The sequence below is a fragment of the Rickettsia gravesii BWI-1 genome (assembly GCF_000485845.1).
Taxonomy (GTDB): Bacteria; Pseudomonadota; Alphaproteobacteria; order Rickettsiales; family Rickettsiaceae; genus Rickettsia; species Rickettsia rickettsii.
In genome coordinates this window covers 1-10,000 of the sequence record NZ_AWXL01000020.1, presented here as the reverse complement: position 1 = coordinate 10,000, position 10,000 = coordinate 1, and the positions used below count along the sequence as shown (strand labels likewise).

Sequence of the window (10,000 nt, the reverse complement as noted above, 5' to 3'; positions counted from 1 at the left end):
CAGCTATTTATCACGGTTCAAAACAAGATAATGCGGTAACTTGCGGGGTTACTTTTTTATTTATTAATTTATATACAAGATTTTTTGAATACAACTCATAAAGCAGTGTTTTTTACAATTCTAGGAATAAGCTTTTGGTGGTTTGGAAGTAAAGCAGAGAAAATTTGGAATCTTACTGCAAAAAAATAATTAATATATAAAGTTCTGCTTTTGTAAGGAACGTATATATTCAGACAGAACTTAAAAAATTGGCAGCAATGTCTTTGTAAGCCCTCGAATACCGAACATTTCATAACTGCTGCCGTTCCTCGTCTGTGGCTTCTCTGCTCTTTTTAGCTATAAATTATAAGGTTTTTTTGAAATAGGATATATCCTCTCAAAAATATTATTAATTTTCGCTAAAAAATTTCTTTAATTATCAATTAAAGTTATTTTGTTAACAGTCTCATAAAGTAGTTTTTAAGCAATAATATATAAATTAATTATTTTTAATTCATAAAGTATCTTAATAAAATATAATAAATACCCTACAATAATATTAAAAAATATTAAGGATAAAATATATGAATTACTTAGGATATGGTGGTATTGCTCTTGGAACAATACTTGCAATAGTAATGTCATTTAATGTGAATAAATCAATATTATGGGCTATTATTCATGGATTTTTTGGATGGTTTTATATTGTATATTATTTGTTATTTAGAAAATGGACTCCTTGCATAACCTCCTTCTAAAGGCGATTTGTACGTCAATCCGGTACTTGTATCCTCACGTTACTTGCGTGTACGCTGCGGTTGCAAGTGCTTCCGTCTTTCTTTCAAGTCCCTCTTTCTAAGATAGGTTATGCAAGAAGTTTAATAATAGGAATCATCTACGAGAATAAAAGCTTTAAGTTGCTTTAAAGAGTGAAGTTTGTTAATCTCTACAAAAACATATTTGAGATTATATGATAACTACATATTTAAAGGAAAATAATTCTATAGTAAAAAATGAAGAATATATTATTAATGAATCCACATTATGGATTGATTTGTTCAATATAACAGATGAAGAAAAAGTAATAGTAAAAAATACATTAAATATAGAAATACCAACTTTAAAGGACATATCGCAAATTGAGATTTCTGAGAGGTTATATGTTGAAAATGAGGCGTTATATCTAACTATTACGGAACTCGTTAATAAAGAGCAAGAATTTCCTGAAACACATTCTATAGTATTTATTTTGCATAAATGTTGTCTTATAACAGTTCGTTACGTAGAATTAATACCCTTTAATGACTGTATAAATAAATTTGCTAAGCAGCTTAATAACAAACATAATGCAGAAAATATTTTATTTATGTTACTTCGTAATATGGTAACAAGATTATCAAATATTGTACAGTCGATTAGTATGGATATTGATGATTATGGACGTTTAATACTTGATAATAATATTAATGATTTGCGTATAGATCATACCAATGTATTAAAGAAAATAGGTCGAAAAGGTGATTTACTTTCTAAAAGCCGTGAGTGTTTATTTTCTTTAACTATGGCTATTCAATATATTTTAAAATCTCCACAAATAACTCACAATAAAGCATCTAAGGATCTATTAGATACATTGCTTCGAGACGTAGACTCAATAATTAATTTTTCACAATTTATATCTAGCGAGATTGCAAGAACCCTAGACGCAGCACTCGGTATGATTGCAATTGAACAAAATAATATTATTAAAATTTTCTCGTTGGTTACTATATTTTTTCTCCCACCCACTTTAATAGCTAGTATTTACGGCATGAATTTTACCGTAATGCCTGAGCTTAAATCACCGTATGGTTATCCTATAGCCTTATTCTTAATGCTATTATCTACAATTATTACCTATAAATATTTTAAGAAACGGAAGTGGTTGTAAGTTTTTATTGAGAATAGTTCGATAGAATTTTGCATAAAAATCAACGACTGTATTTTATAGTCAATTGATTTGGACTCACCTACATCATTACGCGTCGCTTTCCTATTAGTTATAGGCTTCGCGCCTTGCTCCTTTTATGCAAATCTCATTGAATTGACAATATGACATTGACACTATCTTAATTAATTATTATATTACCAAAAGTTAAAATTTCTTAAATTTCAATTTAATAATAATTAGGATTTAAATATGAGCGAATTAGATTTTGAAGTAGAAAAGACAAGTTTTGTAGTAAGCGTTATTGATGCTATTGAAGAGTATGTAAAAGTATATAAAAGCAGAATTTTTATTTGACTATAAAAAGCAAAAAGAAAATTTTCAATATATCCAAGGTGATTTAAATAATTTTGAATTGCCTGAGATTATTAAAAATTCTGGAGTCATGCAAGAATTCTTTAGATTAAAATCAGAATTTAGGAAATATATTAAAGATAAAAATTATACAATAGAGGATGAATTTTTTGCAGAAATATATAAAAAATCAAGTATATCTATAGAAGAGAAAATTGTAGAAATAGATACAAAAATAGAGCGTATTAAAAACGATCAACCTGAAAATGAAGAAAAAAAGGCTTGTGAGTGGAATAAGAGTAATGAATTAGAGCAAAACAAGATAAGGACAGTATAGATAGTTATAAACAATTAGGGGCAAGGGTACAAGCGGTAAGAGCTAAATCATCAATAGAAAAGATGGAAGATCATTTTTTAGTGAAGGAGAAAATATTAAGTGCAGAAGAAATGAAAGCTATTATTTCAAATCATGAATTATTAAATACATTAGCTAGTTATAATGATATGGCTAGTGCAAATGCAGTAACAAAATTATTTGAAATTGCTCGTAATTATTATGAAGATGATCAGCACAAAGGCATAAATGAACTTGGAGCAATAAACGATACAAAAACAACTTATCTTCTTAATGAAAATATTTAAAAATTACTTAAACAAAAGCAACTTAGTTTTAAAGATATTGATTACGTAGTTGGTCATGAGTTAGATAAGTTATGTGAGTTAATAGCAGGAAATAGTACAACCCTTACTTTTAATAATGATCACATACATAACAGTAATGATTTTTTTGATTTAGCAATATTAGGTAGGTTAGAAGAAACGCGTAAAAAGTTAGCTGATGATTTTACGGTAAATGATGAGCGGATAAAATTCTATAGAACACTAACAGAAGAAAATGATAAAAAATTCTTTTTTGAAAATTGGAAGTTAATAAAATGGTGTTCCGATACCATAACTTATAAGGAACTATTGTAGTTGTTACCTAGTAAAAATTTTTATTAGATCTCTTAAAAGATAGAAATTTATATAAATTAACAGAAAAAATGACTATTTCTAAAAATGAGTTACTTGAGATGTCAAAAGAGGCATAAGAAAATTATTTAAAAGAAATAAAGGTTGAAGATTGCTTAGATATTCATTTAGACTCTGAATACTCTTAAACTTATTATAGCATCAAATGTGATTCTTAGTAATATCTTATTCAATTCTGATACTACCGTAATTATAGAAGCAGGAAGGTCTTTGAATATCGTTGGTACACTAAATCTAGTATCATGCAGTACTTTAAATATATCTGGTGAGGGTACATTAGGGTCAAATATTGTTTCAAAAGGTATAATAGAAAATATAAATAATTGTCAATCAGTAATTCACAAAGGAATAACTTCTGAAAGTCTTTTAAATAATACTATTGCACTCAATTTAAATTTTATGGAAGAAAATACGGATAGTAATTCAGATACAACAATATTGGGAAATACTGATCCGGAGATTTAATAAATAATATTGCAAGTTCTTTCTAAACTCTATTTTTATTCGCAACTAGGGATAAGATTTTTTTAAATCTTATCCCTTTTTTGCCGGTTACTTTATAGCCTTATTTTCAATGCTATTATCTGTAATTATCAACTCTAAATTTTTATAAATACTATATAGCTTTATATGATTTTTTCTTATTAAAAACTTAACAGCTATTAATAAAATACCAACTCTATCTTGACTTTTGTAAAAAATTACCATATTATGTGGTAACCCATAGAATATGGTAATTAAGTTAATTATATAAGGATATAAATATGCAAAAAATATTGCTTAAAGGCCCGGATATAAGTATGAAAAATGAAAATCCTGATATCAAGGAAATAAAAACCTTAGCTGACTTACCTTCAGGTACAGGTAGTGAATATTTTATAAATGCACATGGATCAGAGTGTTTCTATAAACCTACTCATTTAGGTTTATGGGGAAAAATTAAATCATATTTTATGCCTGAGCCTTCTTACTTATCAATGAGTATATTTTCTGATGAAGGTACAACTTCTGTGTTAGATATTACACTGCTTAATAAAATACAAAATAATACCACTGCAAATCAATGTAATATTGTTCATATATTTTCTTGTCATTCAGGAGCCGCTCAACATCATTTAGATTGGATACAGGGCAATATGGTGTTATGCACTTATAATAAGGCCAGCGATGCAAATATTATACAATTCGCTCAAAATAATTACGATGCTAGAACAAAAAATGACTCTTTATTGATTGAATATATAAGAGATAATTTTCATTTACTAGTAGCGTCAGATTTTAGTATAAGCTATAAATTAGACGATCAAATTTATAGTTTTTCTTTAAGTGCTAATAAAATTAAAAATATGAAAAGCATAGCGGAGTTGCCGGCTTTTCTACATAAAGAATATAAAGCTTTTGTAAAATTTTATAAAAATATTCATTCGGAATATCATGAATTATATCCTGAAATATTTAACTTAAATATAGAAACAAAGCCGAAAGAATTAACATACGCTGACTTAATCAGGGTATTTAGTAGAGCTTTAACCTTAGAAACATATAATTTTAATAAATTTTCTCTAAGCAAGATAGAGACTATGTTAAATCAGAAAGGATTATACACTGATACTAGTGTAGGGCACGCTATAGAGCAAGGGAATTCTGAACTATTAATTTGTTTACTTAATTATGGTAATACTAAAGTAAATTCCTATAATCTTAATCAAGCTATAGCGAAAGGTGACGTAGCTATTCTAAAAGCTGTACTTGAGCATAGTACTACAAAAATAGAATCATATAATCTTGATAAGGCTATAGCGAAAGGTGATGTAGCTATTCTAAAAGCTGTACTTGAGCATAGTACTACAAAAATAGAATCATATAATCTTGATAAGGCTATAGCGAAAGGTGATGTAGCTATTCTAAAAGCTGTACTTGAGCATAGTACTACAAAAATAGAATTATATAATCTTAATCAAGCTATAGCGAAAGGTGATGTAGCTATTCTAAAAGCTGTACTTGAGCATCCTACTATAGAGGTAAGTAGCTATAATATTTATACGGCAGAAAAGACGCATAATTTAGACGTTATCAAATTAGTAAAAAAATATTATAATTCTACTATAAATACTATTACGTCTGAAGAAAATACTATAGATACAACACTTACTGTAGTAGAAGAAGTACCGGCATTAGGAGAAGGGACAGAGGGAGTATAAGTAATAAAATTCAATATTATTCCCGTGGAAGGTTTGCTTGCATGAATATCCAAGTCGTCATTGCGAGCGACTAAAGGCGTTGTTGCATGGCTCGAAAAACCTACTCGATGTCATTCCCGCTTTCGCGGGCATGACATAAAACGGGCCATGCAACAACGCAGCGACTGCAAGGAGCGTGGCAATCTATAAAAAATAGTAAAAAATCTGTAAATCAGAATTTTTTACTGGATTGCTTCGTCAAAATTTTCAATTTTTCCTCGCAATGACGGCAAAACTAAGTCACGCGAGTAATACCAAGTCATTCAATAGACCTCTTCGGAAACTCTACTTCTAGAGGTAATTTGTACGTCGATCCGGTACTCGAATCCTCACGTACTCTTTTGTACGCTGCGGTTCTGCGTTCCGTGTCTCCTTCAAATTCCTCTCTATAAGCGAGTTTCCGAAGAGGTCTAATAAAATCTAAATATTTCTTAGAATTACTTTACTTAATTCATAATTCAAGTGTGAGAAGTTTATTTCTTCAAATCCTTTTCTCGGAATAATAATCATTGCAAATTTTATAGCCTTAAAGCTAGAATCACTAACAATAATTCTAATTAGATGTCGTATACGCCTTTTAATTTTGTTGCGAACTACAGCTTTTTTATTTAGCTTTCTGCTAACTTTGATTCCTAAAAAGGTGTTATATTTTGATTCAAGGAAGATTTTTGGAAGTTTTGTAGCGATTATCAAAATAAAATATCTCCCATGGAGCTTCTTTCCAAGCTTATTTATAAGCTCAAATTCTTTTTGATTTTTTAAAGAGATAATAGACAATTTGATAAGTCAGATTATTTTAAGCAGATAATTTATGTCTACCTTTAGCACGACGTTTTCTTAAGATTGCTCTTCCGGTTGGAGTAGCCATTCTAGATCTAAAACCATGTCTTCTTTTTCTAACTAAATTACTAGGTTGAAATGTACGTTTCATAATATTTATACCGAACGAAAATAAAAATTAATTATTATAAATATGTCATCCCGTGGCTTGACCACGGGATGACATTAAATACTTAAATATGTGCTTTTGCTTTTTCTACGATACTTACGAATCCGTCACTGTTATTGACGGCAAGTTCTGCAAGTACTTTACGATCTATATCGATTTCTGCTTTTTTAAGAGCTCCCATAAGTTGAGAGTAAACAAGCCCATGTTCTCTTACTGCTGCATTTATTCTTTGAATCCATAAGCCTCTAAAATCACGTTTACGGTTTCTACGATCTCTATAAGCATATTGGAGGGCTTTTTCTACTTTTTCAATAGCTACTCTAAAACAGCTATTTGCTCTACCTCTATAGCCTTTGGCTAATTTAAGAATTTTTTTATGTCGATTTTTAGAAATTTTTCCTGATTTTGCACGTGTCATTGCTTTAGCTCCTAGTTAATTAATTTATACCGTACGGTAAAAAATATTTTTTAATATTATATCCGTCTTGAGGACAAAGTATTATAGTTCCTCTAAGGTTACGAATTTGAGCTTTAGTACGACGACGCATAAAATGTTTTTTACCTGCTTGAGATGCAATAACCTTGCCGTTAGCAGTAAGTTTAAAACGTTTTTTTACGGCAGATTTTGTTTTTAATTTAGGCATATTGTTCCTTATAATTGGTATTTCTAGGTTTAAACGGTAAAACATTAGGCATACCAAAGCCATATTACCGATGAAACCTAGATAATAGTTTTTTTTATTAGTTATTGCAAGATTTTTTTATAAAAATGTACTATAATGTTTTTAATCAATCGATAATAATTTAAAAATGTTTGGACAAAATCCTAAAAGAAGCATATTAAACGGTGACGGTACTAAGTTAGAGGTACAGTCTATTTTTAAGACTATACAAGGGGAGGGCAGTTTTGTAGGTTGTCCTGCGATCTTTATTAGGCTTGGAGGATGTAATCTTGCTTGTAATTTTTGTGATACGGAGTTTGAAGATTTTGATTTAGTAGATATAGATAAGATTTTGAATAAAGTAGAAAGCCTGGCATTAAATTCTAAAAATGAAAAATCGATTAATTTAGTAGTAATAACCGGCGGTGAGCCGATGCGTCAACCTATAGAGTTATTATGTCAGAAGTTATTAGACCGAGATGTTAAAGTTCAAATAGAGACTAACGGTACGTTATATCGTTCTTTGCCGAAAGAAGTGTCTATAATTTGTTCGCCGAAGGCAGGTAAAACCGGTTATAGTAAAATAAGAGAAGATTTATTGCCTAAAATTAGTGCGGTGAAATTTATCGTTGCTAAAAATATTTTAGAATATAGTCTCATACCGGAAGTAGGGCAAACCTCTTATAATATACCAGTTTTTATTCAACCTATGGATCAAAACGACCAAAGACTTAATGGCGAAAATAATGAGTTAGCAGTAAAATTAGCATTAGAAAGCGGTGCTAGATTATCTCTGCAAACTCATAAATTTTTAAATATCCCATAGATTTAGGTTGCCGTATGACCCCTTTTCATCACCTAATAATATTACTATTCCAACGTTACCATTGTCAGAATTAGAAGAGTAACGCTCTTTAAAAATTTTAATTATATTTTCACCGGCTCCATCACTTTCAGAACGATATAATTTCCCTAATTGTCTTTGTTGTTCTACAGAAGGGAAAGGTAAGATAATTTTGTCAGCATCTATGTTGCTTTTTGATGTTGATGTTATCATAGATTCAATTGCACTTTCGGTATAGAATTGTTAGAGTTGTGCTACATGTAATTACCTGCTTTTCATTGTCTAAATTGGAAACTTCTGCATTTTCTGCTTGTTCTCTAACATTTGCTGGTAGCACATATCTAAGTGAATTTTGCATTCCGGTTCTTTAATTTTTAACAAGAGTATTGATGCATAAGAATCGTCATCTTCACTATCTTCACTCTCGCTGTCACTCCCAATATAGTCAGCGTCAGAAGAGTACATAATAGATTCAAGGAGAAAATCCTTATTTATATCCTTGGCAGCAATTTCTTCTTCACAGTTTGAGGGATTTGCAATACGCTTAGATTGTATCTGTTTCATAATTTCCTTACAAAATAATTTCGGTTAGAACTAAATTTCTTTATCCAATAAATTAAAGAATTTTAACTAAGGAATATATTATTCCTATATTCTAGTCAAAAATTAATTTACTTGAATTTTTAATTGTACTTAAGTATGATAATGAAGATTTATTATAAGTTAATATGGAGTAATAATGAGTGAAATATTAGAACTTGAAGCGAAATCCCGCACGGAATTCGGTACGGGAGCAGCAAGAGCATTAAGAAGAGCAGGGCGTGTTCCGGCTATTATTTATGGAGCGGGTAAAACACCTGTTAGTATTTCTTTGGAAGAAAAGGAAATAACTAAATATTATAGAAAGCCGGCTTTTATCTCTCAGTTAATTAATTTAACAATTGATAAAAAAAAATATAAAGTATTGCCGAAGGCTGTAGAATTACATCCTGTTACGGATATAGTACGCCATGTTGATTTTGTCTTTTTAGAAGAGAAAACCCAAAAAATGGAAGTACCTGTAGTATATGAAGGGAAAGAAAGAGCTTTAGGCGTTAAAAGAGGTGGATACTTTAATATAGTAAAAAGAAGAGTTACTTTATTATGTGATGTTAATAATATCCCAAGAAACGTCACTATAGATGTTACTAATATGCCTATGGCTACTTCGCTAAAATCATCAAAAATAGAATTACCGAAAGGATGTAGTTTTGTTACAAAAAAAGAATTTGTCCTTGCAACTATTATAGGACGTAGAGGAGCAAAAACTGAAGCTGAAGGGGAACAACAAGCCGCTGAAGCAGGGAAGTAAGATAATTCTCACGATAAGGACTTGCTTAGATACTTAAATCGTTATTGCGAGGATTCGTAGGCGTTGTTGTTTGGCTCGTTTTATGCCATTCCTAGCTAGAAGCAGGAATCCGGTAATCTTTAATTGTCATACTGCGAGCTTGTAGCGGTATCCAGTCTTTGTTAATTTTTTTCTGGATACCGTGGTCAAGCCACGGTATGACATCGAGTAGGTTTTTCGATCCACGCAATAATGCTGAGCTAAGAATGACATTATTCTGTACTTCTTGCAAATCAATATTTCTTCAAAAATTTTCCATTACTATTTATTAGGTAAATTATTATGATTCTTGTTATTGGTCTTGGTAATCCAGGAAAAGAGTATCAATATACGAGACATAATGTCGGCTTTATTGCTATAGAGAAAATAGCAAACCAATATAATTCATCATTTAGTACAAAGAAAAAATTCAATTGTGAAATTGCTGAAACTATTAGTGATGGACAAAAGATAATTTTTATAAAGCCCACCACCTATATGAATTTATCAGGTAAGTCAGTGATATCGGTGAAAACATATTATAATATCCACCCCGCAAAAATCTTTGTTATTCATGATGATATTGATTTAGAAACAGGTAGAATAAAATTTAAAACCGGTGGCGGTAATGGCGGGCATAATGG

The 10,000-nt window shown here is 30.1% G+C and carries 15 protein-coding genes and 3 pseudogenes (1 of these 18 cut by a window edge); 9 read left to right on the top strand and 9 right to left on the bottom strand.

What is annotated here, in order from left to right; genetic code table 11:
- Window positions 1-101 carry the end of a hypothetical protein gene (locus tag RGRA_RS13770; protein ID WP_236609836.1) on the top strand. Its footprint begins 247 nt before the window's first position, so the window shows 101 of its 348 coding nt (coding positions 248-348); its start codon lies beyond the left edge, outside the window; it ends in the stop codon at window positions 99-101.
- Between the two features lie 848 nt (window positions 102-949).
- Window positions 950-1,909 (top strand): magnesium transporter CorA family protein, encoded by a 960-nt coding sequence (locus RGRA_RS0106090; protein ID WP_017442428.1) that lies wholly within the window; start codon window positions 950-952, stop codon window positions 1,907-1,909.
- Window positions 1,910-1,961: 52 nt separating this feature from the next.
- On the opposite strand, the pseudogene RGRA_RS14430 reads toward RGRA_RS0106090, so the two are convergent.
- Window positions 1,962-2,043, bottom strand: a pseudogene (locus RGRA_RS14430) (palindromic element RPE2 domain-containing protein); the annotation flags it as partial.
- A 115-nt stretch (window positions 2,044-2,158) separates the two neighbouring features.
- Here RGRA_RS14430 and RGRA_RS14425 point away from each other — a divergent pair.
- The 4 genes and pseudogenes from RGRA_RS14425 to RGRA_RS0106065 all read left to right on the top strand — a co-directional run.
- Window positions 2,159-2,495 (top strand): annotated as a pseudogene (locus RGRA_RS14425) (hypothetical protein); the annotation flags it as partial.
- Window positions 2,496-2,659: 164 nt separating this feature from the next.
- Complete coding sequence (locus tag RGRA_RS0106080; protein ID WP_024547366.1) at window positions 2,660-2,902, top strand: hypothetical protein; 243 nt, start codon at window positions 2,660-2,662, stop codon at window positions 2,900-2,902.
- Window positions 2,903-3,406: 504 nt separating this feature from the next.
- A pseudogene (locus RGRA_RS13760) lies at window positions 3,407-3,643 on the top strand (hypothetical protein); the annotation flags it as partial.
- Between the two features lie 413 nt (window positions 3,644-4,056).
- Window positions 4,057-5,493 (top strand): hypothetical protein, encoded by a 1,437-nt coding sequence (locus RGRA_RS0106065; RefSeq protein ID WP_024547364.1) that lies wholly within the window; start codon window positions 4,057-4,059, stop codon window positions 5,491-5,493.
- A 298-nt stretch (window positions 5,494-5,791) separates the two neighbouring features.
- Here RGRA_RS0106065 and RGRA_RS10905 read toward each other — a convergent pair whose 3' ends face one another.
- The 5 genes from RGRA_RS10905 to rpmI all read right to left on the bottom strand — a co-directional run bounded on the left by RGRA_RS10905 (window position 5,792) and on the right by rpmI (window position 7,125).
- Window positions 5,792-5,947, bottom strand: a complete 156-nt coding sequence (locus RGRA_RS10905; protein WP_081427934.1) for a palindromic element RPE1 domain-containing protein — start codon at window positions 5,945-5,947, stop codon at window positions 5,792-5,794.
- A gap of 5 nt (window positions 5,948-5,952) precedes the next feature.
- Entirely contained in the window at window positions 5,953-6,309 is a 357-nt protein-coding gene (gene rnpA, locus RGRA_RS0106060; RefSeq protein ID WP_017442424.1) for a ribonuclease P protein component, read from the bottom strand.
- Window positions 6,310-6,328: 19 nt separating this feature from the next.
- Window positions 6,329-6,463 carry a 50S ribosomal protein L34 gene (gene rpmH / locus RGRA_RS0106055; RefSeq protein ID WP_011270688.1) on the bottom strand — a complete coding sequence of 45 codons (135 nt, stop codon included), beginning with the start codon at window positions 6,461-6,463 and terminating at the stop codon, window positions 6,329-6,331.
- Window positions 6,464-6,545: 82 nt separating this feature from the next.
- Window positions 6,546-6,899: a 50S ribosomal protein L20 gene (rplT, locus tag RGRA_RS0106050; RefSeq protein ID WP_017442423.1), complete on the bottom strand. Its 354-nt coding sequence runs from the start codon at window positions 6,897-6,899 to the stop codon at window positions 6,546-6,548.
- A gap of 19 nt (window positions 6,900-6,918) precedes the next feature.
- Window positions 6,919-7,125 carry a 50S ribosomal protein L35 gene (gene rpmI, locus RGRA_RS0106045; RefSeq protein WP_017442422.1) on the bottom strand — a complete coding sequence of 69 codons (207 nt, stop codon included), beginning with the start codon at window positions 7,123-7,125 and terminating at the stop codon, window positions 6,919-6,921.
- A 166-nt stretch (window positions 7,126-7,291) separates the two neighbouring features.
- Here rpmI and RGRA_RS0106040 point away from each other — a divergent pair, with 166 nt between their 5' ends.
- Window positions 7,292-7,969 carry a 7-carboxy-7-deazaguanine synthase QueE gene (locus RGRA_RS0106040; protein ID WP_017442421.1) on the top strand — a complete coding sequence of 226 codons (678 nt, stop codon included), beginning with the start codon at window positions 7,292-7,294 and terminating at the stop codon, window positions 7,967-7,969.
- On the opposite strand, the gene RGRA_RS0106035 is transcribed toward RGRA_RS0106040, so the two are convergent.
- Together RGRA_RS0106035 and RGRA_RS13750 are read right to left on the bottom strand one after the other, a co-directional pair.
- Complete coding sequence (locus RGRA_RS0106035; protein ID WP_017442420.1) at window positions 7,955-8,200, bottom strand: hypothetical protein; 246 nt, start codon at window positions 8,198-8,200, stop codon at window positions 7,955-7,957. The two genes, RGRA_RS0106040 and RGRA_RS0106035, sit on opposite strands and share 15 nt — an antisense overlap.
- Window positions 8,201-8,269: 69 nt before the next feature.
- A complete protein-coding gene (locus tag RGRA_RS13750; RefSeq protein WP_017442419.1) occupies window positions 8,270-8,551 on the bottom strand; it encodes a hypothetical protein in 282 nt (93 codons plus the stop codon).
- A gap of 175 nt (window positions 8,552-8,726) precedes the next feature.
- Between RGRA_RS13750 and RGRA_RS0106025 the strand changes: the two genes are divergently transcribed.
- A complete protein-coding gene (locus RGRA_RS0106025; protein WP_017442418.1) occupies window positions 8,727-9,338 on the top strand; it encodes a 50S ribosomal protein L25/general stress protein Ctc in 612 nt (203 codons plus the stop codon).
- Between the two features lie 91 nt (window positions 9,339-9,429).
- Here the strand turns inward: RGRA_RS0106025 and RGRA_RS14775 are convergent, their stop codons facing one another.
- Window positions 9,430-9,609, bottom strand: coding sequence for a hypothetical protein (locus RGRA_RS14775; RefSeq protein WP_236609839.1), 180 nt, complete (start codon window positions 9,607-9,609; stop codon window positions 9,430-9,432).
- 50 nt (window positions 9,610-9,659) lie between these two features.
- Here RGRA_RS14775 and pth point away from each other — a divergent pair.
- A partial coding sequence (gene pth, locus RGRA_RS0106020) for an aminoacyl-tRNA hydrolase (protein ID WP_024547363.1) occupies window positions 9,660-10,000 on the top strand: 341 nt, incomplete at its 3' end.

Coding starts and splice junctions, on each gene's coding strand:
- RGRA_RS0106090 (WP_017442428.1), top strand. CDS start 950: ATGATAACTACATATTTAAAGGAAAATAATTCTATAGTAAAAAATGAA.
- RGRA_RS0106080 (WP_024547366.1), top strand. CDS start 2,660: ATGGAAGATCATTTTTTAGTGAAGGAGAAAATATTAAGTGCAGAAGAA.
- RGRA_RS0106065 (WP_024547364.1), top strand. CDS start 4,057: ATGCAAAAAATATTGCTTAAAGGCCCGGATATAAGTATGAAAAATGAA.
- rpmH (WP_011270688.1), bottom strand. CDS start 6,463: ATGAAACGTACATTTCAACCTAGTAATTTAGTTAGAAAAAGAAGACAT.
- rplT (WP_017442423.1), bottom strand. CDS start 6,899: ATGACACGTGCAAAATCAGGAAAAATTTCTAAAAATCGACATAAAAAA.
- rpmI (WP_017442422.1), bottom strand. CDS start 7,125: ATGCCTAAATTAAAAACAAAATCTGCCGTAAAAAAACGTTTTAAACTT.
- RGRA_RS0106040 (WP_017442421.1), top strand. CDS start 7,292: ATGTTTGGACAAAATCCTAAAAGAAGCATATTAAACGGTGACGGTACT.
- RGRA_RS0106035 (WP_017442420.1), bottom strand. CDS start 8,200: ATGATAACATCAACATCAAAAAGCAACATAGATGCTGACAAAATTATC.
- RGRA_RS13750 (WP_017442419.1), bottom strand. CDS start 8,551: ATGAAACAGATACAATCTAAGCGTATTGCAAATCCCTCAAACTGTGAA.
- RGRA_RS0106025 (WP_017442418.1), top strand. CDS start 8,727: ATGAGTGAAATATTAGAACTTGAAGCGAAATCCCGCACGGAATTCGGT.